This window comes from Streptomyces pyxinicus, from assembly GCF_024753135.1.
Lineage (GTDB): Bacteria > Actinomycetota > Actinomycetes > Streptomycetales > Streptomycetaceae > Streptomyces > Streptomyces pyxinicus.
Genome location: NZ_JANUGP010000006.1, coordinates 241,462 through 265,224, shown reverse-complemented (window position 1 = coordinate 265,224; position 23,763 = coordinate 241,462). Strand labels below are relative to the sequence as shown.

Genomic DNA, 23,763 nt, shown 5'->3' with positions numbered 1-23,763 from the left:
TCAGCCGGCTTCCCCCCTCTCCCCTCCCCGCCCACCCCACCCCACCCAGCTGTCAGCACACGCCCGGCGCCGTGCGCCCCGCGCCCGCCGACGCAGGCCCCCTCACACGCCCAGCTCCGCCGCGATCCGTCCCGCCCGTATGCCCGCGACCAGTTCCGCGTGGTCCGCCTCGGTGCGGTCGGCGTAGGCGACGGCGAAGTCGGCCATCGCCTCGTCCAGCTCCCCGTTCTTGCCGCAGTAGCCGGCGATCAGGCGCGGGTCGGCGCTGTGCGCGTGGGCGCGGGCCAGCAGGGCGCCGGTCATCCGGCCGTAGTCGTCGACCTGGTCGGCGGCGAGCGCGGCCGGGTCCACGCTGCCCTTGCGGTTGCGGAACTGGCGGACCTGGAAGGGCCGCCCGTCGACCGTGGTCCAACCCAGCAGGATGTCGCTGACCACCTGCATCCGCTTCTGTCCGAGCACCACCCGGCGGCCCTCGTGCTCCTCGGCCGGGACCTCGAAGCCGGCCGTGGCCAGGTGCGGGACCAGGGCCGAGCGCCGCGCCTCCTTCACCTGGAGCACCAGGGGCTGCTCGCGGTGGTCGAGGAGCAGCACCACGTAGGAGCGGGTGCCGACGCTGCCGGTGCCGACCACCCGGAAGGCCACGTCGTGCACGGTGTGCCGGGCGAGCAGTGGGTGCCGGTCCTCGCCGAGGGTGTGGACGTAGGACTCCAGGGACGCGGCGACGGCGGCGGCCTCGGCGTCCGGTATCCCGCGCAGCACCGGCGGGGCGTCCACGAACCGCCGTCCGCCGTCGGCCAGCGTCTCGGTCGACTTCGCCGCGAACCGGCCGCTGGTGTTGGCGCGGGCCTTCTCCGAGACCCGCTGGAGCGTGCCGAGCAGGTCGTGGGCGTCGGTGTGGGAGACGAGTTCCTCGTCCGCGATCGCGTTCCACGCGTCCAGCACCGGCAGTCTGGCCAGCAGCCGCATGGTGCGCCGGTAGGCACCGGCCGTGTCCCGCGCCGCCGCCCGGCAGGTGTCCTCGTCGGCGCCCGCCTCCCGCCCGGCCAGCACCAGGGAGGCCACGAGCCGCTTGAGGTCCCACTCCCAGGGGCCCCGCACGGTTTCGTCGAAGTCGTTGAGGTCGATGACCAGGCCGCCGCGGGCGTCGCCGTACAGGCCGAAGTTGGCCGCGTGGGCGTCGCCGCAGATCTGGGTGGCGATCCCGGTCACCGGGGTGCGCGCCAGGTCGTAGGCCATGAGCCCGGCGGAGCCGCGCAGGAAGGCGAAGGGGGTGGCCGCCATCCGGCCCACCCGGATCGGGGTCAGCCCGGGGATGCGGCCGGCGTTGGACTCGGTCACCGCGCTGACCGCGTCGGGGCGGCCGGTGTCCAGGCCGAGCCCGCCGTGCGCGGTGCGCGGCACCCGCTCGCGCAGCGCCTTGCCCTCCTTCTTGGCGGAGCCCGGTGCCGGCCACGCGGCGAACCCGCGTACCCGGGGCAGCCGGGGCGCACCCCGCTCCGCCACGGCGACGGCCACGTCTTCCCCGCTGGTTCCGGTCATCACGACCGCCTCCCCCGAACACCCCGCACGCCCCGAACGGGCGCGCCCCGCACGAACATCAACTGGTGCAGACCGTACCGCCGGTGGCCGAAACGCGTCAGAGCCTGTGGACAACTCGGCGCCTGTGGAGACAGCCACCCACTGCCATGTGAGCGTGAGAGCTTCTTCACAACAAGAAGAGCGAAAACGACTACGGGCCCACCGTTTTCACGATGGGCCCGTAGCCACTGTGTGCGCGAGGGGGGAGTTGAACCCCCACGCCCTTGCGGGCACTGGAACCTGAATCCAGCGCGTCTGCCTATTCCGCCACCCGCGCATTGGGTGTGTCTTCCGGTCCCGGCCCTTTCGGGCTGGCCCCTTCCGACATCCAGAACATTAGCACGGCCCACGGGGTGGATTCACATCCCTTCCCCGGCCCCCGGCCGGGGAACCGGCACCGCCGGCACCGCCCCCACCTGGCACGTCTCAAGCAGTATCGGTTCACGTATCAACCTCGTACCGGTCCAGGCCATCTCCACAGGAGACGGGCCGGCCGCACAGCCGGGTGCGGGACACTGGACTTCGACCGCCTCTACGATCCATGCCGGACGCAGATGGCGGGCGGGTCCCCCGCAGCCGACGCGGACGCGTTCCCGGAGCGGGTTCCGGGGAGGAGTTCGAAGGGCGGTCGCTGGGGGAACCGGCTGATTGCCGGGCGCGTAGATACGATCAGTGAGCAGTACCGAGCAGTACCAGCAGTACCCGGCACGCAGCGGCGCAGAGCAGGGCAAGGCAACGGCAGGGACGGAGGAGGTGCCCCATGGGAGTCCTGAAGAAGTTCGAGCAGCGTCTCGAGGGTCTGGTGAACGGCACCTTCGCCAAGGTCTTCAAGTCCGAGGTCCAGCCCGTCGAGATCGCCGGCGCGCTCCAGCGGGAGTGCGACAACAACGCCACCATCTGGAACCGTGACCGCACGGTCGTACCCAACGACTTCATCGTGGAGCTGAGCGCGCCCGACCACGAGCGCCTCAGCCCCTACTCCGGGCAGCTCGGTGACGAGCTGGCCGGCATGGTGCGCGACTACGCCAAGCAGCAGCGCTACACCTTCATGGGACCGATCAAGGTCAACCTGGAGAAGGCCGAGGACCTGGACACCGGGCTGTACCGGGTGCGTTCGCGCACCCTCGCCTCCTCCAGCGACCAGCAGGCCGCCCCCGGCGCCGCTCCCGCTGGCCCGGCGGCCGGTGGCCGGCCCGGCCAGGGCGCTCCGAGCGGCTACGGCTACCCGCCGGCCGCTCCCACGGGCGCGCCCCCGATGCCGTCCGCGCCGCCGCCCGGCGCCCGGCCCGGCGGCTACGGCTATCCGCAGCCCGCCACCCAGCGTCCCGCGGCCGCCCCGATGAGCGGCGGACGCACCCGCTACTGGATCGAGATCAACGGCACCCGCCACCAGATCTCCCGCCCGACCCTGGTCCTGGGCCGCAGCACCGAGGCCGACGTGCGGATCGACGACCCCGGCGTCTCCCGCCGGCACTGTGAGATCCGGACCGGAACGCCCCCGACGATCCAGGATCTCGGCTCCACCAACGGCATCGTGGTGGACGGGCAGCACACCACCCGCGCTACGCTCCGCGACGGCTCGCGGATCGTCGTGGGCAGCACCACCGTTATCTATAGGCAAGCCGAAGGGTGAAGCGGGGGCAATGTCAGAGCTGACCCTCACGGTCATGCGGCTGGGTTTCCTGGCCGTACTGTGGCTGTTCGTGATCGTGGCCGTGCAGGTCATCCGCAGCGACCTGTTCGGTACGCGCGTCACTCAGCGCGGATCGCGTAGGGAGGCCGGGCGCCAGCAGCAGGCGGGCCGGCAGCAGGCGCAGCGGCAGCAGGCCGCGCCCCCGCCGCAGCGCGGCCAGCAGAGCGGCGGCGGCCGGCGCGGGCGCAACGCCCCCAGCAAGCTGGTCGTGACCGAAGGCACACTCACCGGCACCACGGTCGCGCTCCAGGGCCAGACCGTCACGCTGGGCCGGGCGCACGACTCCACGATCGTGCTGGACGACGACTACGCCTCCAGCCGCCATGCCAGGATCTACCCGGACCGCGACGGGCAGTGGATCGTCGAGGACCTCGGTTCCACCAACGGCACCTATCTGGACCGGTCCCGGCTGACGACTCCCACGCCGATCCCGCTGGGCGCGCCGATCCGCATCGGCAAGACCGTCATCGAGCTGCGGAAGTAGTGCTACATCATGAGTGAGCGCGAGCGGAGCGAGCACGCAGCGGCAGGCCGCCCTCCGGTCCCCGGCGCGCTCCCGACCGGAGGGTGGGCAGTGTGGCTCGACACGACCGGCTGTACCCGGAGCCGACGGGCGAGGTGCGCATGAGTCTGTCACTGCGTTTCGCCGCCGGATCGCACAAGGGCATGATCCGGCAGGGCAACGAGGACTCCGGTTACGCCGGTCCCCGTCTGCTCGCCATCGCCGACGGCATGGGCGGCCAGGCGGCCGGCGAGGTCGCGTCCTCCGAGGTGATCTCCACCCTGGTCACCCTCGACGACGACGTGCCCGGCTCCGACATCCTCACCTCGCTCGGCGTGGCCGTGCAGCGCGCCAACGACCAGCTGCGCGCCATGGTCGAGGAGGACCCCCAGCTCGAAGGCATGGGGACCACCCTGACCGCCCTGCTGTGGACCGGGCAGCGGCTCGGGCTCGTGCACGTCGGCGACTCGCGCGCCTATCTGCTGCGCGACGGCGTCCTCACCCAGATCACGCAGGACCACACCTGGGTGCAGCGGCTCGTGGACGAGGGCCGGATCACCGAGGAAGAGGCCACCACCCACCCGCAGCGCTCCCTGCTGATGCGCGCCCTCGGCAGCGGCGAGCACGTCGAGCCCGACCTGTCGATCCGCGAGGTCCGGGCCGGCGACCGCTATCTGATCTGCTCCGACGGTCTGTCCGGCGTCGTCTCCCACCAGACGATGGAGGAGACCCTCGCCAGCTACCAGGGCCCGCAGGAGACCGTGCAGGAGCTGATCCAGCTCGCGCTGCGCGGCGGCGGCCCCGACAACATCACCGTGATCATCGCCGACGTCCTGGACCTGGACACCGGGGACACCCTCGCCGGGCAGCTCTCCGACCAGCCGGTCGTGGTCGGCGCGGTCGCCGAGAACCAGCTCCACCCGCACGACAACGGCATCATGCAGACCCCGGCCGGCCGCGCCTCCCACCTCGGCCGCGGGGCGCACGGCGACGGCGAGTTCGGGCCGCCCGGCTCCGGTGACACCACCGGCTACGTCCCGGCGGGCGGGTACGGCGACTACAGCGACGAGGACTTCACCAAGCCCCGCAAGGGCCGCGGCTGGCTCAAGGGCTCGCTCTACGGCGTCCTGGCGCTCGCCGTCATCGGCGGCGGCCTGTACGGCGGCTACCGCTGGACGCAGACGCAGTACTACGTCGGCACCCAGGACGAGCACGTGGCGCTGTACCGCGGGATCAGCCAGGACCTGGCGTGGGTCTCGCTGTCCAAGGTGGAGAAGGACCACCCCGAGATCGAACTCAAGTACCTGCCGCCGTACCAGCAGAAGCAGGTCAAGAACACGATCGCGGCGGGCGGTCTCCAGCAGGCCCAGACGAAGATCGAGGCGCTGACCGTGCAGGCGTCCGCGTGCCGCAAGCAGGCGGAGCGCGCCGCGGCCGAGCGCGAGAACAAGGCGAAGACCGACCAGGACAAGGCCAAGGACAGTGCGGGAACCACCCGTAAGCCCGGCACGTCCAAGACATCGCCGACGCCGAACCCGTCCACGACCGCCACTCCCAATCCCGGCCCGAGCCTCTCCGAGGATGAGCAGAAGGTCGTCGATCAGTGCGGCAAGCAGTAAGCGAGCCGTGAGAGGCCCCGTCACACGATGAGCAGCACTTCCCAATCGCCGACGCACCACACGTCCACGATCGGCGCGATCGGCGCGCCGAGCCGCCGCAACACCGAGCTGGCCCTGCTGGCCTTCGCCGTGGTCATCCCGGTCTTCGCGTACGCCAACGTGGGCCTGGCCATGGATGGTTCGGTCCCGACAGGCTTGCTTGGCTACGGCCTGGGGCTCGGCCTGCTGGCCGGTGTCGCCCATATAGTCGTTCGACGGTACGCGCGCTACGCCGACCCGCTGCTGCTGCCGCTCGCCACATTGCTGAACGGGCTGGGCCTCGTGGTGATCTGGCGACTGGACCAGTCTCCCCGGCTCCAGCACCGGGCCAAGATCCTCTTTCACGCGTTCAGCCCGGACGCCCCCAAACAGCTGATGTACTCGGCGCTCGGCATCGCGTTCTTCGCCGTGATCATCGTGTTCCTCAAGGACCACCGGATCCTGCAGCGTTACACCTACATCTCGATGGTCACAGCCCTTGTCCTGCTGGTGGCTCCGGTCTTCTTCCCCGCCGTCAACGGAGCCAAGATCTGGATCAGCATCGGTGGCTTCACCATCCAGCCCGGTGAGTTCGCGAAGATCATTATCGCGATCTTCTTCTCCGGCTACCTCATGGTGAAGAGAGACGCCCTGGCCCTGGCCAGCCGCCGATTCATGGGGCTGTACCTGCCTCGTGGCCGTGACCTCGGCCCGATTCTCACCGTGTGGGCGATGAGCCTGCTCATCCTGGTGTTCGAGACTGACCTCGGTACCTCGCTGCTGTTCTTCGGCATGTTCGTCGTCGTCCTGTATGTCGCCACCGAGCGCACCAGCTGGATCGTCTTCGGTCTGCTGATGTCCGCGGTCGGCGCGGTCGGCGTCGGCTCCTTCGAGCCGCACGTCCAGCAGCGTGTGCAGGCCTGGCTGCACCCCTTCTCCGACAAGGTGATGGCACAGAGCGACCAGGTCGCCCAGTCGCTGATGTCCTTCGGCTCGGGCGGTGTCATGGGCACCGGTCTCGGCCAGGGCAACTCCGACCTCATCGGTTTCGCGGCCAACTCCGACTTTATCTTCGCCACCTTCGGCGAGGAGATGGGCCTGGCCGGCGTCATGGCGGTTCTGGTGATCTACGGCTTGATCGTCGAGCGGGGCATCCGCACCGCGCTGGCCGCCCGCGACCCGTTCGGAAAACTGCTCGCAGTAGGCCTGTCCAGCGCCTTCGCCATTCAGGTCTTCGTGGTCGCCGGTGGTGTGATGGGCCTCATCCCGCTGTCCGGCATGACGATGCCGTTCGTCGCGTACGGCGGTTCATCCGTCATCGCGAACTGGGCCCTCGTCGGCATTCTGCTCCGCATCAGCGACACGGCGCGCCGCCCGGCCCCCGCCCCCAATCCGAATCCCGACGTCGAGATGACCCAGGTGGTCCGCCCGTGAACAAGCCACTGCGCCGAATCTCGATCTTCTGCGGGCTGCTCGTCCTCGCGCTGCTCATCCGCGACAACTGGCTCCAGTACGTCCAGGCCGACGCGCTGCAGACGAACACCCACAACCGCCGTGTCTCCATCGCGCGCTACTCGCATCCGCGCGGCGACATCATCGTGGACGGAAAGTCGATCACCGGGTCCAAGGAATCTTCGGGGAGCGACTTCAAGTACAAGCGCACATACAAGGACGGCCCCATGTGGGCCCCGGTCACCGGCTACGCCTCGCAGGCCTTCGGCGCCACCCAGCTGGAGTCCATCGAGGACGGCATCCTCACCGGCAACGACGACCGTCTGTTCTTCCGGAAGACCCTCGACATGGTCACCGGCAAGGACCAGCAGGGCGGCAACGTCGTCACCACCCTTAACGCCGCCGCCCAGAAGGCGGCGTACGAGGGGCTGTCCCAGCAGAAGGGCAAGGGCGCCGTCGTCGCCCTCGACCCGTCAACCGGCAAGATACTGGCGCTGGCCTCTTACCCTTCGTACGACCCTTCGTCCTTCGCGGGCAACTCGCTCGACACCGACACGAAGGCATGGAACAAGCTCCAGAAGAAGAACAACTCGGCCGACCCGATGCAGAACCGGGCGCTGCGCGAGACCTACCCGCCGGGCTCCACGTTCAAGGTCGTCACCGCGGCGGCGGCGCTGGAGAACGGCTTGTACAAGAGCGCCAATGACAAGACGCGGTCGCCGCTGCCCTGGACCATGCCGGGCACCACGACCCAGCTGAAGAACGAGGGCAACATCCCGTGTGAGGACGCCACCATGCGGACCGCCCTCCAGTACTCCTGCAACACCGTCTTCGGCAAGATCGGTTCCGACCTCGGCAACGACAAGATGCTGGCCGAGGCGAAGAAGTTCGGCTTCGACTCCGAGCAGTTCACGCCGGTGCGCTCCAACGCCTCGGTGTTCTCCGACGACATGAACCAGTCGCAGACCGCGCTGTCCTCGATCGGCCAGTACAACACCGCGGCCACCCCGCTGCAGATGGCCATGGTCGCCTCGGCGGTCGCCAACGACGGCAAGCTGATGAAGCCGTACATGGTCGACGAGCTGCAGTCCTCCAACGTGGACCCGGTCGCCAAGACCGAGCCGGAGGAGATGAGCCGGCCGCTGTCGCCGGGGAACGCCCAGATCCTCCAGAGCATGATGGAGACGGTCGTCAAGGACGGCACCGGCAAGAACGCGCAGATCCCGGGCGCCGTCGTCGGCGGCAAGACCGGTACCGCCCAGCACGGCGTGGCGAACAGCGCGAACCCGTACGCGTGGTTCATCTCCTACGCCAAGCTCCCCGACGGCAGCTCCCCGGTCGCCGTGGCCGTGGTGGTCGAGGACGAGCAGGCCAACCGTGACGACATCTCCGGTGGCGGTCTGGCCGCGCCGATCGCCAAGAAGGTCATGGAGGCGGTCATCAACGCCAAGAAGTGAGACCCCTCACATCCGCCGCACATCGACGCACGTTGCGATACCGGTCCTGTATCGGGTTCCGGGCTTGGCCAGGTCATACAAAGCGAGCCGGGTACGGTAGGCCCGGACGGCAGCCTCGGACGCACACGGATGTGACGGCCGAGACCGACGGAGAGGGCTGGTAGGTAGCTATGGAAGAGCCGCGTCGCCTCGGCGGCCGGTACGAGCTGGGCCAGGTGCTCGGCCGTGGTGGCATGGCGGAGGTCTACCTCGCGCATGACACCCGCCTCGGCCGCACCGTGGCGGTGAAGACGCTCCGCGCGGACCTCGCGCGGGATCCGTCCTTCCAGGCCCGGTTCCGCCGGGAGGCCCAGTCGGCCGCCTCGCTCAACCATCCCGCCATCGTCGCTGTCTACGACACGGGCGAGGACTACATCGGCGAGGTCTCGATCCCGTACATCGTCATGGAGTACGTGGACGGCTCCACGCTCCGTGAGCTGCTGCACTCCGGGCGCAAGCTGCTGCCCGAGCGCGCGATGGAGATGACCATCGGCATCCTCCAGGGCCTGGAGTACGCGCACCGCAGCGGCATCGTCCACCGCGACATCAAGCCGGCCAACGTCATGCTGACGCGCAACGGCCAGGTCAAGGTGATGGACTTCGGCATCGCCCGCGCCATGGGCGACTCCGGCATGACCATGACCCAGACGGCCGCGGTGATCGGCACGGCCCAGTACCTCTCCCCGGAGCAGGCCAAGGGCGAGCAGGTCGACGCCCGCTCCGACCTGTACTCGACCGGCTGTCTGCTGTACGAGCTGCTGACGGTACGGCCGCCGTTCGTCGGCGACTCGCCGGTGGCCGTGGCCTACCAGCACGTGCGCGAGGAACCGCAGGCGCCGTCGGTCTTCGATCCCGAGATCACCCCCGAGATGGACGCGATCGTCCTGAAGGCGCTGGTCAAGGACCCGAACTACCGCTACCAGTCGGCCGACGAGATGCGCGCCGACATCGAGGCCTGCCTCGACGGCCAGCCGGTCGCGGCCACGGCCGCCCTCGGCGCGGTCGGCTACGGCGGCTACCCGGACCACCAGGCGACCACGGCCCTGCGCTCCGACGGCGGCGCCCCGGCCACCACCATGCTGCCGCCGATGAACCCGGACGACGGCGGCTACGGCTACGACGACCAGCCGGGCCGGCGCCGCCAGCAGCAGAAGAAGTCCAACACCTCCACGATCCTCCTGGTGGTCGCGGGCGTCCTGGTGCTGATCGGGGCGATCCTGATCGGCAAATGGGCGTTCTCCGGCAGCGGCGGAGGCGACGACAAGGTGTCGGTGCCCAGCTTCGTCGGACAGACGCAGGCGACGGCCCGGAAGATGGCCGCCAACGTCGACCTGAAGGTGTCGATCACCAAGAAGGAGTGCGACGACCAGCCCTCCGGCAAGGTCTGCTCGCAGGACCAGGACCCGGAGACCAAGGTCGAGAAGAACACCTCCATCGGGCTCGTGGTCTCCACCGGCGCGCCCAAGGTCACGGTGCCCGACGTCCGCGGCATCCAGTACGACCAGGCCGAGTCCCAGCTGAAGGACAAGGGCTTCGACGTCGAGAAGAAGACCGAGGTGTCGAGCCAGACGCCGGGGGTCGTCACGGCGCAGGACCCGCAGGGCGGTGTCAAGAAGCAGAAGGGCACCACGATCACCCTCACGGTCGCCAAGGCCGAGGAGAAGGTCTCCGTCGAGGACGTCACCGGTCTGAGCTGTGACCAGGCCAAGGCCAAGCTGAAGGCGCAGGGCCTGGTGCCCACCTGCAACGACACCTCCAGCACCAACCCCGACGACAACGGCAAGGTGCTCAACACCAACCCGGCGGCGGGCCAGCAGGTCTCCAAGAACACGCCGGTCGCGGTGAACGTCGGCAAGGTGGACCAGCCCACGCAGACGGACGTCCCGAACGTCCAGGGCCAGACCCTGAAGGACGCCAAGCAGATCCTCCAGGGCAAGGGCTTCACCAACATCCAGGTCACCGGCTCGAACGACGACAACGCGCGCGTGCTGAGCCAGACCCCGGGCCAGGGCACCCAGGCCGACCCGGCCAACACCCAGATCGTTCTGGTCACCTTCGGCGGCGGAGGCGACAACGGGAACGGCGGAAACGGTGGGAACAACGACGACGGCGGCGGTTTCCTCGGCGGCATCAACGGCTGACGCGGACGTCCCGCGCCCACGAGCGGGCCCCCGCCGAAAGCTCGACACTGTTGGCGAATCCGTGTCGGCGGTCACGCATTCCCCAGGCGGTGGGCGTAGCAGCTACCGGGGCCCGCACGTGATGCGGAGCCCGACGGGTCAGTCTTGCCCGTCCAGCTTTGGTTCGGGGATCCTGATGCATCGTGCGCGGTCCGCAGCCTGCCGTGAAGACACCTGTATCCGAATCCGGTTGCTGCTTCGTGGTCAGCTGCGCATCCTGCTGGGATGCGCTTCTCCGTCAACATCCCGAACTTCGGTGACTTCGCCGACCCCCGTAACATCGCGACGGCGGCAGCGGCCGCCGAACAGGCCGGCTGGGACGGGCTCTTCGTCTGGGACCATGTCCTACACCGTCGGCACCAAGGGCGTCCCTTCGGAGATCCCTGGATGCTGCTGACCGCGGCCGCGCTGGCGACCTCCCGGATCCGGCTGGGCACACTGCTGACGCCGGTCCCCCGTTACCGTCCGCAGCAACTGGCCCGCCAGGTGGCCACCCTGGATCACCTCAGCGGCGGCCGGGTGATCTTCGCCGCCGGCCTAGGCGGTCCGGTCGAAGACGAATACCGCAGCTTCGGCGACGCCGTCGAGCCACGCGTACTAGCCGAGCGGCTGGACGAGGGACTGGAGCTGTTGGGCCGCTTCTGGTCCGGCGAGCCGGTGAACCACCACGGTCGGCACTACGAGGTCCGGGATGTGGCGCTGCTGCCCGCCACCGCGCAACGGCCCGGTCCGCCGGTGTGGATCGGCGGGTTCTGGCCGCGTCGTGCGCCCATGCGGCGGGCAGCGCGGTGGGATGGCGCGGTGCCGCTCTTCGAGTCGGCCCGGCATGGGCATGTGCCAGACGTGGCGGAGGTACGCGAGCTGGTCGGTTATGTGCGCAAGCACCGTACAGCCGGGGCCGAGCGCCCCTTCGAGTTCGTGCTCGGCGGTGCCACGCCCCCGGACGCAGCGAAGGCCAGGGACGTGATCGGTCCCCTGCACGACGCCGGTGCCACCTGGTGGGACGAGCGACAGGTCCAGACCGGCCCCGACCTGGACCGCCTCCCTCCGGTGCTGCGCCGCATTGAGGCGGGGCCGCCGGTGGTCTGATCAGCCATTCGAGATTGTGCCGGGGGCGTTTAGCATCTTCCTGGGAAATTGTGACCGCGCTCGGAGGGCCGGAGGGCCGGAGGGCTGACAGGTGTGATGTGCGCGTGCGGGCTCGTGGGGTCTCGGTCCACCAGGCGTTGAGGCGGTGGAAGTTCATCGCGGTGGCGGCGAGCTGGTGCTGTAGCCGAGCCTTGGCCAGGCCGTGATACCGGCATCGACGCAGGCCGAAGGCTCGCACTCCCTGGGAGATCGTGCCTTCGACCCCGGCCCGGTGTGCGTACTGCTCCTTCCATTCCTGGGTGTCTTCCTGAGCCCGGGCCTGCTGGATCGCCTCATATTCCGCCTGCGGGCGGAGGGTGATCCGGCGGCCCATGTCCGACTTGTTGTTGGAGCGAGTGCACTGCTCTCGGAGCTTGCAGGGACGGCAGGCGGCTGTCGGGAACCGTGCCCGGACCACGGCCGCCCCGTACTGGGAGCGGTCTTCTCGCCAGTGGCTGGTGGTGGTGCCGTTGGGGCAGGTCACCTGCCTGTTGTCCCAGTCGATGACGAAGTCGGCCTGGGAGAAGCCGCCGCCGTCCTTGGTCTGCCAGCTGGTGGACGCGAGGATCGGGCCCACCAGGTCAACTTTGTGGTCCCGGCGGGCGGTGACTACTTCCCGGGCTGTCGCGTAGCCGGCGTCGACCAAGTGCTGGGCGGGCAGCAGATCACGCTTGGCGAGGTGGTCGTGGATCGGGACGACCATGCGCACCTCCTGAACGGTGGAGTCGGTCGTGGCGACGTGCGTGATCAGGTTCGGGCCGTCCGGCTCGCAGGTCTCAGTGAGGTGGACCTTGTAGCCGTCCCAGAAGTTGCCGCGTTTCACGCTTCCCCGCGCGTCGGTGTCGTAAGGCGTCACCAGCCGCTGCGCGCCCGGCGGGCGGTCCTTCAGGTCCCGACGACGGACCTGCCCGTCATCGATGAAGTACTGCTGAATCCACATCTGCCGCAGGGTATGAACCCGCGGAAGCAGGCGCAGGGACGGAGGGGCGTCCGGCCCGTGCAGGGCTGCAAGCAGGCTCAGTCCGTCGGCGCCGATCTGCTCGATCAGCTCGGTCTGCTTGGCCTTCCCTTTGGGCAGGCGGGTGTCTTCGAACCGGATCGCGTACCGGTCGAACCACTCAGGCGGAACCCAGTCCGCCAGCCACTCCGGCTCGCGGGTGGCCACGCTGTTCAGCGCGGCTCGCAGAGTCTCACCGAGCCGTACCAGTCCGTTGATCTGCCGCGCGGCGGCCAGCACGATTGTGGAGTCCGTGCGTGCACGGCCACCGGCCTTGAGTAAGCCGTGCTCCGCGGCGGCCTCAAGGACCCGGTCCAGGAGCTGGATCCCGGCGCCTCCGGCGATCAGCCGGTCCCGGAACTCGGTGAGCACCGAGTGATCGAAGCCCGGATCGACCAGCTCCAGCCCCAGCAAGTACTTCCAGTCCAGACGCCCGCGGACCGCGTCCGCGGCCTGCCGGTCCGACAGGCCCTCAGCGAATTGCATGACCGATACGAGCGCCAGTCTGCTCGGCGGCCACGCCGGCTTCCCTCTGGTCGGATACAGCCCGGCCGAGTCCGCGTCCGAGAACAGCTCGCCCAACTCGTCACGAATCCGCATGGCCAGACTGCCCTTCGGGAATGCAGCCCGCGCCACCCGGGCCGTTTCCTCAGGAACCCCATCGATCTGCCTGGCGTGCAACGACACCGACACCCTCCCCAAACACAACGTCGGCCTTCACAGCCACAACGGGTCATGAAGGCCGACGTCACGTTCAGCCATAGGATTCGCCAACAGTGTCGAAAGCTCCGGCGGGGGCCCGCTCTTCGTGTCAGCGCAGCTCCGCCGGCGGGGTCCGCCTGCCGTCGACCTTGTCCACCCGGACCAGCTCGCCCCAGACCACGTACCGGTAGCGGCTCGTGTAGACCGGGGTGCAGGTCGTCAGGGTGATGTAGTGGCCGGGCTTCTCCCTGCCGGACTCCCGGGGGACGGACGAGAGCACCTTGATGTTGTACTTCGAGGTCTCGGGGAGGATCGAGTAGACCTTGTAGACGTACCAGTCGTCCTTGGTCTCGAAGACGATCGGGTCGCCCTCGCGCAGCTTGTCGATGTTGTGGAACTTGGCGCCGTGGCCGTCCCGGTGCGCGGCGAGGGTGAAGTTGCCCTTCTTGCCGGTCGTGGGGAGCGTGGCCCTGCCGGGGTCGGTGTAGTAGCCGGCCACGCCGTCGTCGAGGACGTCCGTGCCGGTGCCCTTCTCGACCAGCACCTCGCCGTTGCGCATCGCCGGGACGTGCAGGAAGCCGATGCCGTCCTTGGTGTCCAGCGCGCCGGGGCCGGTGTCCGTGGCGTGCGCCCAGTGGTCGCGGACCCTGTCGGCCTCCCGGTCGGCCTTGCGGTCCGCTATGACGTTGGTCCACCACAGGGAGTAGATGACGAACAGGCCGAGCAGCACGCCCGCCGTGATGAGGAGTTCCCCGAAGACGCTGACCGCCAGGGCGATCCGGCCGGGCCGCCGGCGCGGGCCGGGCTCCGGGTCGGACGCGTCCTGGTGTGCTTCGGTCTCGTCGGCGGTCGCTGCCACAGTTTCCTCTGCCCTTACTCGATGAGCCCTACTCGATGAGCGCGTCCGGCTTGCCCTTGCTGCGCGGCCGTTCCTCGACCATCTTGCCCCAGACGATCAGCCGGTACTTGCTGGTGAACTCCGGCGTACAGGTCGTCAGCGTGATGTAGCGGCCGGGCGCGGTGAACCCCGATCCGGTCGGGACCGGGTTGAGCACGGCGGTGTTGGACGGCGGGGTCACCGGCAGCGTCGACGTCACCTTGTACACGAAGTACGTGTCCTGCGTCTCGACCACGACCGCGTCGCCGCGCGTGAGCCGGTTGATGTACCGGAACGGTTCGCCGTGGGTGTTGCGGTGCGCCGCGAGGCCGAAGTTGCCGGTCCTCGCGTCGGGCATCGCCGTCTTCAGCGGGGCCTCGCCGTAGTGCCCGACCATGCCCTTGTCGAGCACCTTCTTGTTGCTGACGCCCTCCGCGATCGGCGCGACCACGTCCAGCCTGGGGATGTGCAGGATGGCGAAGCCCTGCCCCGCCTCGAAGACGCCGGGGTTGCGCTTGCCGCTGGCCCAGTCGTCCTGGAGCTGGTGCGCCTCGCTGCCCGCCTGGGCGTGCGCGCGGACGTTGGTCCACCACAGCTGGTAGGTGACGAACAGCAGCATCAGCACGCCGGTGGTGATGAACACCTCGCCGACCGCCCGGCTGGCGAGGACGGCCGGGCCGGGCTTGCGCTGCCGGGCCTGGCGCCGGGCCTCGACCCGGGACAGCGGCCGTCCGGACGGTGGCGCGGCCGCAGGCGCGGGCGCGGGCTCGTGGTGGCCGCCGTGCCGCCCGCCACGGCGCTTGGCGGCCTTCCTCCGGGCCGCACGGCCGCCCGGAGCTGGTGCGGGGGGCGCGGCGGCTGAAGAGGCGTCAGAGGGGCGTCCAGGGCCCTCGCTGCCGGGCGTGGCGATCCGGCGCAGCGCCATGGTCTCGCCGTCGGCCGGAGATCCGGGTCCCTCCGCCGGTCCGGGCCCGGGTCCCCCGATCACCGGCATCGGTGCCGTCGGCGGGTCGGACCGGCGCCCGCCGCGGTGGTTCGGGCGGGGGCCGGCGCTCGGCGCACCGTCGTAGGACCCGTACGGCCTCTCGCCGTACACGTCCTCGCGCTCGGGGCGCAGCGCGGTCACGCCGTGGCCCTGCCCACCACCGGGGCGAGCCCCGCCGACCTCGCCACGGCACCCTGGTCGCCGCACTCCGCCAGCCAGTTGGCCAGCATCCGGTGGCCGTGCTCGGTCAGCACCGACTCGGGATGGAACTGCACACCCTCGACCGGCAGCTCGCGGTGGCGCAGGCCCATCACGATGCCGTCGTGCGTACGGGCGGTCACCTCCAGCTCGGCCGGGACGGTGGCCGGTTCGGCGGCCAGGGAGTGGTAGCGGGTCGCCGTGAAGGGCGAGGGCAGCCCGGCGAAGACGCCCTTGCCCTCGTGCTCGACCGGCGAGGTCTTGCCGTGCAGCAGCTCCGGTGCCCGGTCGACGACGCCGCCGTACGCCACCTGCATCGACTGCATGCCGAGGCATACCCCGAAGACGGGCACCCCGGTGCCGGCGCAGTGCCGGACCATGTCCACGCAGACGCCCGCCTGCTCCGGGGTGCCGGGGCCGGGCGACAGGAGGACGCCGTCGAAGCCGTCCTGGGCGTGCGCCGTGGACACCTCGTCGTTGCGCAGCACCTCGCACTCGGCGCCGAGCTGGTAGAGGTACTGGACGAGGTTGAAGACGAAGCTGTCGTAGTTGTCGACGACGAGAATCCGCGCACTCACTGGTTGTCCACCGTCACATCGTTGAAGGGCAGCAGCGGCTCGGCCCAGGGGAAGACGTACTGGAAGAGGACGTAGACCACGGCCAGGCCCAGTACGAGCGAGATGAGGGCCTTCAGCCACGCGTTCCCCGGCAGATGCCGCCAGATCCAGCCGTACATGCCGTCCCTTGCCGTCCCTTCCGTGTCCCTACGGCACCAGACACCCGCCGTACGTCACCAGACTAACGGCGCGGAGCCCTCCGCCGGCCTGTCTCCGCGAGGTGGGCCCCGGCGACAGCCTCGGGCACAACGGTGTCCGGCGGCACGCTCTTGTGCCGCCCTTTGTCGACTCCATACGTGCGCCGGGGGCTGACCTGCTTAGGGACGGCGGTGACGGCCGCTACGGCGACGGCTTCGCGTAGTGCAGGTCCACCGTGCCCGTGTAACCGGGAAGGGTGACGGTGCCGTCCTCGGTGACCTTCCACCCGAGGCCGTAGACGTTGACGTAGACCATGTAGGTCTGGATCGCCTTGCTGGCCGCGAGCGCCTGCTGGAGCCGGTCGGGGTCGCCGACGGCGGTGATCTTGTACGGCGGTGAGTAGACGCGGCCCTGGAGGATCAGGGTGTTGCCGACGCAGCGCACGGCGCTGGTGGAGATCAGCCGCTGGTCCATGACCTTGATGCCCTTGGCGCCGCCCTGCCACAGGGCGTTGACCACGGCCTGGAGGTCCTGCTGGTGGATGACCAGGTAGTCGGGCTGGGGCTCGGGGTAGCCGGGGAGCTTGGCGGTGGCGTTGGGCGGGGCGTCGTTCAGCGTGACGGTGACGGCCTTACCGGTCAGCTTGTCGGTGCCGGCGCTCTTCTCCAGGCCGTCGAGCTTCTCGTCCTGGGCCCTGGTGCTGCCGTCGTCGCCCTCGGCGAGCGACTCCACGCCGTCGCGCAGGGCCGCGTTGGACTCGTCCAGCTCCTTGTTCTTGCGGCTGCGCTCCTGGATCAGGTCCGACAGCTTGAGCAGGGAGGCGTCCTGCCGGATGTCGGTGCCCTTGGCCGTGTCGAAGCTGGTGAAGAAGATCAGCCCCGCGAGGGCGAAGACGGCGGCCGTCAGGATCCGCACCGGCCGGACGCGCGGGCCGCGGCGGGGAGCGGAACCGGGACCCGTTGATCCGGGACCCGCTGATCCGGGACCCGTTGATCCCGTCCCGGGGGAGTCGGCAGAATTGCTCAACGTACCCTTATCTCCTTCGGCGCCGCGGAAGCACTACGCTAACGGACGCCCGGGGGAGCACACAGAGTCGTCATGTTGGCCCCTTGTACGCTGCCCCGAGCCCACCCAGTTACCTGCGCGGCCACGCAGCGCATCGACAGGAGAGACCCTCGTGCCGAAGTCACGTATCCGCAAGAAGGCGGACTTCACTCCGCCGCCGGCCAAGCAGGCGCAGGCGATCAAGCTGAACAGCCGTGCCTGGGTCGCCCCCGTCATGCTGGCCATGTTCCTCATCGGTCTGGCCTGGATCGTCGTCTTCTACGTGACCGACGGCTCGCTGCCCATCGACGCGCTGGACAACTGGAACATCGTGGTCGGCTTCGGCTTCATCGCCGCCGGCTTCGGTGTCTCCACGCAGTGGAAGTAGCAGCTCTGCCCAGGGCTGTTCACTGAGTTATCCACAGGTCGCCCGTCGTATCCACACCCTCCTGGGGAAAAGACTACGATCTGTGGATAACTCATCGGGGGTTGACGCCGATACGACTGCACTACCGGCCCCCGCACACGCATTCGCCCCCGGCTTGACCTGTGGAAACACGGACGAGCGGCCGGGGGCTCGGCTGTATCCGCACCGTGTGCACAAGATCCGGCACACGCTGTGGACAACGGTTCGGTATCAGCCCAGCTGAGCGGTTCTGATGAGGGCGAGCGCCACCGAGAGCACCAGCACCAGCGCACAGGTGCCGTACTGCACCAGGGCTCGGCGCTCGCGCGGGGCGTGCACCATCGCGTAGCCGGTGACGACGCCCGCGACGAGGCCGCCGATGTGGGCCTGCCAGGCGATGTGGCCCACGCCGAAGGTGATGATCAGGTTGATCACCAGCAGCGCGATGATCGGCCGCATGTCGTAGTTCAGGCGGCGCATCAGGACCGCGGTGGCGCCGAAGAGTCCGAAGATCGCCCCGGAGGCGCCGAGCGAGGCCTGCGTCGGCGAGGCGAGCAGATAGGTCAGCGCGCCGCCGGCCAGCCCGGAGACCAGGTAGACGGCCAGATAGCGGGCCCGGCCGAGCGCGGCTTCCAGCGGGCCGCCGATCCACCACAGGCTCAGCATGTTGAAGCCGATGTGCCAGTACTCCTGGTGCGCGAACATCGACGTCACGAAGCGGTACCACTCGCCGCCGGCCACGCCCGAGGTCGGCGCGAAGGGCTTCGGCGGCCAGGCGCCGTACAGCACCAGGTGGTCCAGCAGCGACGTGTCGGCCTGGATCGCGATGAACACCGCGATGTTGATCCCGATGAGGATCTTGGTGAGCAGCCGGGGGTCGGACGTCACCGTGCCGCCCGCCACCGTGCGCGGCCGGGACGCGGCGGGGGCGTGCCCCGTGCCGGAACCGCCGCGGACGCAGTCGGGGCACTGGAAGCCGACCGAGGCGCTGACCATGCACTCGGGGCAGATGGGGCGGTCACAGCGGGTGCAGCGCACGCCGGTCTCGCGGTCCGGGTGCCGGTAGCACACGGGCACGCCCCGGGCGGCGTCCTGCGCGCTGCCTGCGGCCTGGTCCATCGGATCCCCTTGCTCGTCATGGCTCATCGCGGCCCTCGTGGCCCGGGGCTCGTCCCGGGGACCACCCGGGCACACACCCCGCCCCGCCCATCCTTACGGATGAGCGGGGCGAATGGTTCCCTGCGCGGGGGTTTTCCCGTGGCCCCGGGCCACGGGACGGCGGGCTCAGCCCTGGCGCCTCTCGACGGCGACCGACTCGATGACCACGTCACTGGCCGGGCGGTCGTTGCGGCCGGTCGGCACGGCGGCGATGGCGTCGACGACCTTCTGGCTGGCCGGGTCGGTGACCTCGCCGAAGATGGTGTGCTTGCGGGTCAGCCACGCCGTCGGGGAGACGGTGATGAAGAACTGGGAGCCGTTGGTGCCCGGGCCGGCGTTGGCCATGGCCAGCAGGTACGGCCTGTCGAAGCGCAGGTCGGGGTGGAACTCGTCCTCGAACTTGTAACCGGGGCCGCCGATGCCGGAGCCCAGCGGGTCGCCGCCCTGGATCATGAAACCGCTGATGACCCGGTGGAAGACCGTGCCGTCGTAGAGCCGGGCGTTGCTCTTGGCACCGGTCTCCGGGTGGGTCCACTCGCGCGTGCCCTCCGCCAGCTCGACGAAGTTCCTGACCGTGGCGGGCGCGTGGTCCGGGAACAGCCGGACGACGATGTCGCCGTGGTTGGTCTTCAGGGTGGCGTACAGCTGCTCGGCCACGGTCTGCCTTCCGTTGTCTTCCGTCGTCTTTCTGTGACTTCCCTGATCCTCGCACGGCGGGGGCTTCGGATCGCCCGACGGCGGGGACTCGCGTGGGAAAGCGGCGCGCGGTGGGTATGCGTGGCAGGGTCGGCACCTGGCGCCGGCACCCGAATGCCCGTCCTCGCATGCCGCGGGGACTGTTGGAAGGCATGATCCGTAAAAGGGTGGAAAGTCGAATACCGTACGCCACCGAGGAGGAGGAAACCCGTGACCCGCATCGACAGCGTGCGCGCCGCGACCGGCTCGGCGAAGGACAGCGTGCTGCACGCCGCGGAAGTGGTGGCGCCCTACGCCGACACGGCCAAGGAGCGTGCCGCGCATTACGCGCAGGAGGCACGCGTACGGCTGGCGCCCGTGGTGTCGCAGGCCGCAGACCAGGCCCGCGAACAGTACGACGCCCGGCTCGCCCCGCGCCTGGAGCAGGCTCGTGCGCATGTGCCGCCGAAGGTGGACCTCGCCGCGCAGGAGGCCGCGCTGCGCACGCGCAAGGCCGCCCGGCAGGCCGCCCTGTACTCCCGTCCGAAGATCGAGCAGGCCGTGGCCGCCGCGGCCCCGGTGGCCGACGAGGCCGCCGTCCGCGGTGCCGCCGCCCTGGCCGCCCTGCGCGGTCATGTCACGGCGCAGGAGATCCAGAAGCTGGCCCGCAAGAACGAACGCCGGTCCCGGGCCGGCCGGACCGTGAAGGTGCTGGCGCTGCTGACCGTGGTGGCCGGCGGTGCCTTCGCGGCCTGGAAGTGGTGGGACAAGCAGGCCAACCCGGACTGGCTGGTCGAGCCGCCGGCCGCCACCGAGGTGCCCGAGTCGGGCCGCCTCAGCTCCGTGGACGGCACCGGCCCCTCGGTGCTGGACCCCGAGGTCCAGGCCAAGCAGGCGGAGGACGACGGCGACGACCAGGTCTGATCGACCTGAGCCGGGCCGACCGAGGGGAGTGGCGCTGCGCCGCTCCCCCCGCTCTGTTTCCCGCTGTTTCACGTGAAACAGTGACCGGTCAGGTGATGTGCGGGCGCGTGCCGTCTGATGTGCAGGTGCGTCACGTCTGGTGTGCAGGTGCGTCAGGTTGATGCTCCCGCGACGATGCCCAGGACCGTCAGGATGAGGAAGGCCGTGCGGCGATACAGGTGCAGGGATAGAAGTCAGGCCACGCAGCCACCCGGTGTTGTCCTCTCTGGGCGGGCCGTGGGGGAAACCGCCCACGGAGTGTTTCCCGAGAGGCTAGGAGAGAGTCTCGAAACCGATCCCGTACTGCTACGGGTTGTCCGCCATGACTTTGGCGAATTCGAGCAGCTTCGGAACGTCACAGATGGTGATGTTTCGGTAACTGCGTTCCACCAGTCCCTGGGCTGTCAGTGCGGCCAGGCTCTTTTCGGCCGTGTTGAGCTTCAGACCGGCCAGTGACGCGAGTTCCTTCTGGGTCAGCGTCACACCGAGGTCGCGCCGCCTGTCGTCGCCGCCGGGCACGGGCTGGGCGTACGCCTGGCACAACTCGGCCAGCACGCGGGCCAGTCGGGTCAGCGAGTCGTAGGCCTGGAAGTCGATCCGGCGCCGGTTGGCCCAGCGCAGCCGGGCGCACAGCATGTGCCGGACGGCCCGCATGGCGTCCGGATACCGGGAGAGGAAGGCCTCCAGCGCCCGCACCTGGATGATCCGCGCGGTCACGTCACCGCACGCGATCACCGTGCCGGACCTGGGGCGCTCCTCGAAGGCCGCCATCTCCCCGACCATGTCACCCGCCAGGCGGACGGCGAGCAGCATGTCGTAGCCGCTCTCCGCTTTCCCCACCACCTTCACGACACCGCTCGTGATCAGCAGGACGTGCCGGCTGTCGTCGCCCTGCTCCAGCAGGGCGCGGTGCGGTGGATAGGTGATCGGGGTGCCCAGACGCAGCAGTTCTTCCCGCGTCGTGTTCCGTAACCGGCCGAGAAAGGTGGACGACAGCCACGTCTGATGCACCAGAACCCCCCGACGTTCCCGCTCCGCGGCGCCCGCGCGCCGTTCAAGCCCGAACATGCTGCCGCCGGAACGGGCACCAGGAAACAGGCGGGCCGGGATGTGGCCTGTTCCCTCACTTGTCAGCCTGAATTGACCGAACAAGCGTCCTTACGGTGAACCTCCGATCGAACTGGCAGTACCCGTCCCGAGGGAGTAAGCGCGGGCCGAGTCAGTTCCCCTCGCGGTCCAGGCACTTGCGGTGCCGGGGCAGCTCATAGGCCGCCTTCGTCAGTTCGACGAGTGCCGCCTCCGACGGGGCGCCGGACCGGACCGTCACCTCCAGGCCGGGGGAGCGGCCGTAGGTGACCAGCAGGTCGTGACCGTCGTCGCCCTGCCGATAGCGCCACACCCAGTCCACGCCGTTCACGGTCGTGCACGGGTCCGGTGTCGGGCGCGGCATCGGGATCCCACAGCGGGCGACGATCTTCCCGTCGCCCCACACCGCGACCCCGGCCGCGTCCGCGTCACCGCGCTCCAGGCCGGCGATCTTCTCGGGTAGCTTCCCGGCCGCTGCGCGACAGGCCGCGTCGCCGGCTCGCGGGGCGGCCTCGGGACCGCTCTCGCAGCCGGTGACTGCCAGGCACAAGCCCAGCGTCACTGCGCCGGCCGACAGGATCCGGTTACGCACAGATCGGTTCCTCACGTGAGGAACCGTAGGTCAGCCGCCGAACCGCCGGCGCCGCGGGGCCTGACGAAGCGACCCGGTGCCCCTCCGGGCAATGAGGCGCCTGCGAAGCGGAGTTGAGCCCTTGCCATACTCACAGCTCATGTCGATCAAACGGGCCGCGTGGGCGGCCGTCTGCGCGGCGGCCCTCGTCTCCGGCTGCACCGGCTCCCACCCCGCGACCGGCGACGCGACCGGCGACGCGACCGTGAAGAACGGCGTCAGCAGCCGGCCCGCCTCCCACCGCCGGAGTGCCGGTGCTCCAGGGCGAAGGGGCCGACGGCCGCCCGGTGCGGCTGGACGCGTTCAAGGGAAAGGTCGTCGCACTGAACGCGTGGGCCTCCTGGTGCGGACCCTGCCGCGCCGAGTCTCCCGGTCTGGCCCAAATCCAGAAAGAGCTGGGAGGACAGGGTCTCCAGATCGTCGGCATCGACGGCGGCGACTCGGCGTCCCACCCGCTCTCCTTCATCCGCGAGCACGGCCTGAACTATCCGACCCTCGTGGACAAGGGCGGCAAGCAGGCGCTGCGCATCCCCCGCGGGACGGTCAGCCAGGTCGGCCTTCCCTACACGGTCTTCCTCGACCGCACGGGCCGCATCGCCGCCTCGGTGTCCGGCGCCCTCACGGAAGAGCAGGTCAAGGACGTCGTCACGCCTCTGCTCGCGGCCGGATAGGGGCCCAGGCTCCGTTGCGCCTCCGCGCTCCCGGTGATGCGCGCAGAGAGGCCCCCTGACCCGCGTCTCCGCAGGTCAGGGGGCCTCTCCCGGTGTGGAGCCTAGGGGAGTCGAACCCCTGACATCCGCCATGCAAAGACGGCGCTCTACCAACTGAGCTAAGGCCCCTGGAAGGGTGCGCTCCGCCGTAGGGACATGACCTCCGGTGGGCGTCGGGGACCAGAGTACCGGGTCACCCCCCGTATCCCGCAAAAAGATTGGGGGTCCCCGTGGATGACCACTCTCCGTAAGATGCTCGGCGTGGTTCGCTGCAGCGAACCGCGGTTTTCAGGGGAAGCGATGGGGAGACGCAATGGACGCCGCACAGCAGGAAGCCACCGCCAGAGCGCGGGAGCTGCAGCGGAACTGGTATGGGGAGCCGTTGGGGGCGCTCTTCCGTAAGCTCATCGATGATCTCGGGCTGAACCAGGCCCGGCTCGCGGGGGTGCTGGGCCTGTCCGCTCCGATGCTCTCGCAGCTGATGAGCGGCCAGCGCGCGAAGATCGGGAACCCCGCCGTGGTCCAGCGGGTGCAGCTGTTGCAGGAGCTGGCGGCACAGGTGGCGGACGGCAGCGTCAGCGCCGCCGAGGCGACCGAGCGGATGGACGAGATCAAGAAGTCCCAGGGGGGCTCCGTGCTGAACAACACCACCCAGACCACCAGCGGTTCCGGCGCCCCCACGGTCAAGCGGGTGGTGCGCGAGATCCAGTCGCTGCTGCGCTCGGTGGCCGCCGCCGGCGACATCATCGACGCCGCGGACTCCCTCGCCCCGGCCCACCCCGAGCTGGCCGAGTTCCTCCGGGTCTACGGCGCCGGCCGCACCTCGGACGCGGTCGCGCACTACCAGTCCCACCAGAACTGAAACCCCTGGCCCGGCGCTCGGAAGGGGGGCCGGCGCCGGACCCGGGGG

21 protein-coding genes, 2 tRNA genes and 1 pseudogene are annotated in these 23,763 nt (G+C 69.8%); 11 read left to right on the top strand and 13 right to left on the bottom strand.

The window, feature by feature from the left end:
- Window positions 1–102: 102 nt before the first annotated feature.
- Window positions 103–1,539 carry a DUF2252 domain-containing protein gene (locus tag NX794_RS11080; protein WP_258778174.1) on the bottom strand — a complete coding sequence of 479 codons (1,437 nt, stop codon included), beginning with the start codon at window positions 1,537–1,539 and terminating at the stop codon, window positions 103–105.
- A 232-nt stretch (window positions 1,540–1,771) separates the two neighbouring features.
- Window positions 1,772–1,855 (bottom strand) — tRNA-Leu (locus NX794_RS11075).
- A gap of 483 nt (window positions 1,856–2,338) precedes the next feature.
- Here NX794_RS11075 and NX794_RS11070 point away from each other — a divergent pair.
- The 7 genes from NX794_RS11070 (at window position 2,339) to NX794_RS11040 (ending at window position 11,627) form a co-directional block, all read left to right on the top strand.
- Complete coding sequence (locus NX794_RS11070; RefSeq protein WP_258778172.1) at window positions 2,339–3,211, top strand: FHA domain-containing protein; 873 nt, start codon at window positions 2,339–2,341, stop codon at window positions 3,209–3,211.
- A gap of 10 nt (window positions 3,212–3,221) precedes the next feature.
- On the top strand, window positions 3,222–3,755 hold the full coding sequence (locus tag NX794_RS11065) for an FHA domain-containing protein FhaB/FipA (protein ID WP_258778171.1): 534 nt from the start codon (window positions 3,222–3,224) through the stop codon (window positions 3,753–3,755).
- 140 nt (window positions 3,756–3,895) lie between these two features.
- A complete protein-coding gene (locus NX794_RS11060) occupies window positions 3,896–5,392 on the top strand; it encodes a Stp1/IreP family PP2C-type Ser/Thr phosphatase (RefSeq protein WP_258778258.1) in 1,497 nt (498 codons plus the stop codon).
- Window positions 5,393–5,419: 27 nt separating this feature from the next.
- Window positions 5,420–6,844 (top strand): FtsW/RodA/SpoVE family cell cycle protein, encoded by a 1,425-nt coding sequence (locus NX794_RS11055; RefSeq protein WP_258778170.1) that lies wholly within the window; start codon window positions 5,420–5,422, stop codon window positions 6,842–6,844.
- Window positions 6,841–8,319, top strand: a complete 1,479-nt coding sequence (locus NX794_RS11050; protein WP_258778169.1) for a peptidoglycan D,D-transpeptidase FtsI family protein — start codon at window positions 6,841–6,843, stop codon at window positions 8,317–8,319. Before NX794_RS11055 ends, NX794_RS11050 begins: the two co-directional genes overlap by 4 nt.
- 170 nt (window positions 8,320–8,489) lie before the next feature.
- On the top strand, window positions 8,490–10,499 hold the full coding sequence (pknB, locus tag NX794_RS11045; protein WP_258778168.1) for a Stk1 family PASTA domain-containing Ser/Thr kinase: 2,010 nt from the start codon (window positions 8,490–8,492) through the stop codon (window positions 10,497–10,499).
- A 264-nt stretch (window positions 10,500–10,763) separates the two neighbouring features.
- Window positions 10,764–11,627 (top strand): LLM class flavin-dependent oxidoreductase, encoded by an 864-nt coding sequence (locus tag NX794_RS11040; protein ID WP_258778167.1) that lies wholly within the window; start codon window positions 10,764–10,766, stop codon window positions 11,625–11,627.
- Between the two features lie 70 nt (window positions 11,628–11,697).
- On the opposite strand, the pseudogene NX794_RS11035 reads toward NX794_RS11040, so the two are convergent.
- From NX794_RS11035 to NX794_RS11010, 6 genes and pseudogenes are all read right to left on the bottom strand, one after another.
- Window positions 11,698–13,350: pseudogene (locus tag NX794_RS11035) on the bottom strand (IS1182 family transposase); the annotation flags it as partial.
- A 124-nt stretch (window positions 13,351–13,474) separates the two neighbouring features.
- Entirely contained in the window at window positions 13,475–14,224 is a 750-nt protein-coding gene (locus NX794_RS11030; RefSeq protein ID WP_258778166.1) for a class E sortase, read from the bottom strand.
- A 28-nt stretch (window positions 14,225–14,252) separates the two neighbouring features.
- A complete protein-coding gene (locus NX794_RS11025; protein WP_258778165.1) occupies window positions 14,253–15,368 on the bottom strand; it encodes a class E sortase in 1,116 nt (371 codons plus the stop codon).
- Window positions 15,365–16,003, bottom strand: coding sequence for an aminodeoxychorismate/anthranilate synthase component II (locus NX794_RS11020; RefSeq protein ID WP_258778164.1), 639 nt, complete (start codon window positions 16,001–16,003; stop codon window positions 15,365–15,367). Before NX794_RS11020 ends, NX794_RS11025 begins: the two co-directional genes overlap by 4 nt.
- Complete coding sequence (locus tag NX794_RS11015) at window positions 16,000–16,161, bottom strand: hypothetical protein (protein ID WP_258778163.1); 162 nt, start codon at window positions 16,159–16,161, stop codon at window positions 16,000–16,002. Before NX794_RS11015 ends, NX794_RS11020 begins: the two co-directional genes overlap by 4 nt.
- A 220-nt stretch (window positions 16,162–16,381) precedes the next feature.
- A complete protein-coding gene (locus NX794_RS11010; protein WP_258778162.1) occupies window positions 16,382–17,206 on the bottom strand; it encodes a DUF881 domain-containing protein in 825 nt (274 codons plus the stop codon).
- Window positions 17,207–17,357: 151 nt separating this feature from the next.
- Between NX794_RS11010 and crgA the strand changes: the two genes are divergently transcribed.
- Window positions 17,358–17,612 (top strand): cell division protein CrgA, encoded by a 255-nt coding sequence (gene crgA, locus NX794_RS11005; RefSeq protein WP_258778161.1) that lies wholly within the window; start codon window positions 17,358–17,360, stop codon window positions 17,610–17,612.
- 249 nt (window positions 17,613–17,861) lie between these two features.
- On the opposite strand, the gene NX794_RS11000 is transcribed toward crgA, so the two are convergent.
- Window positions 17,862–18,749, bottom strand: a complete 888-nt coding sequence (locus tag NX794_RS11000; protein WP_258778160.1) for a rhomboid family intramembrane serine protease — start codon at window positions 18,747–18,749, stop codon at window positions 17,862–17,864.
- Between the two features lie 165 nt (window positions 18,750–18,914).
- Window positions 18,915–19,445 carry a peptidylprolyl isomerase gene (locus tag NX794_RS10995; RefSeq protein ID WP_258778159.1) on the bottom strand — a complete coding sequence of 177 codons (531 nt, stop codon included), beginning with the start codon at window positions 19,443–19,445 and terminating at the stop codon, window positions 18,915–18,917.
- Window positions 19,446–19,694: 249 nt separating this feature from the next.
- Between NX794_RS10995 and NX794_RS10990 the strand changes: the two genes are divergently transcribed.
- Complete coding sequence (locus NX794_RS10990; RefSeq protein WP_258778158.1) at window positions 19,695–20,387, top strand: DUF5324 family protein; 693 nt, start codon at window positions 19,695–19,697, stop codon at window positions 20,385–20,387.
- A gap of 345 nt (window positions 20,388–20,732) precedes the next feature.
- Here the strand turns inward: NX794_RS10990 and NX794_RS10985 are convergent, their stop codons facing one another.
- Window positions 20,733–21,437: a Crp/Fnr family transcriptional regulator gene (locus NX794_RS10985; RefSeq protein WP_258778156.1), complete on the bottom strand. Its 705-nt coding sequence runs from the start codon at window positions 21,435–21,437 to the stop codon at window positions 20,733–20,735.
- 208 nt (window positions 21,438–21,645) lie between these two features.
- Window positions 21,646–22,104: a DUF3515 domain-containing protein gene (locus NX794_RS10980; protein ID WP_258778155.1), complete on the bottom strand. Its 459-nt coding sequence runs from the start codon at window positions 22,102–22,104 to the stop codon at window positions 21,646–21,648.
- Between the two features lie 293 nt (window positions 22,105–22,397).
- Between NX794_RS10980 and NX794_RS10975 the strand changes: the two genes are divergently transcribed.
- Window positions 22,398–22,814 carry a TlpA family protein disulfide reductase gene (locus tag NX794_RS10975; RefSeq protein ID WP_258778153.1) on the top strand — a complete coding sequence of 139 codons (417 nt, stop codon included), beginning with the start codon at window positions 22,398–22,400 and terminating at the stop codon, window positions 22,812–22,814.
- 95 nt (window positions 22,815–22,909) lie between these two features.
- Here NX794_RS10975 and NX794_RS10970 read toward each other — a convergent pair.
- Window positions 22,910–22,982: transfer RNA gene (locus NX794_RS10970), tRNA-Ala, on the bottom strand.
- A gap of 184 nt (window positions 22,983–23,166) precedes the next feature.
- Here NX794_RS10970 and NX794_RS10965 point away from each other — a divergent pair.
- Window positions 23,167–23,715, top strand: coding sequence for a helix-turn-helix domain-containing protein (locus NX794_RS10965; protein WP_258778152.1), 549 nt, complete (start codon window positions 23,167–23,169; stop codon window positions 23,713–23,715).
- Window positions 23,716–23,763 lie beyond the last annotated feature (48 nt).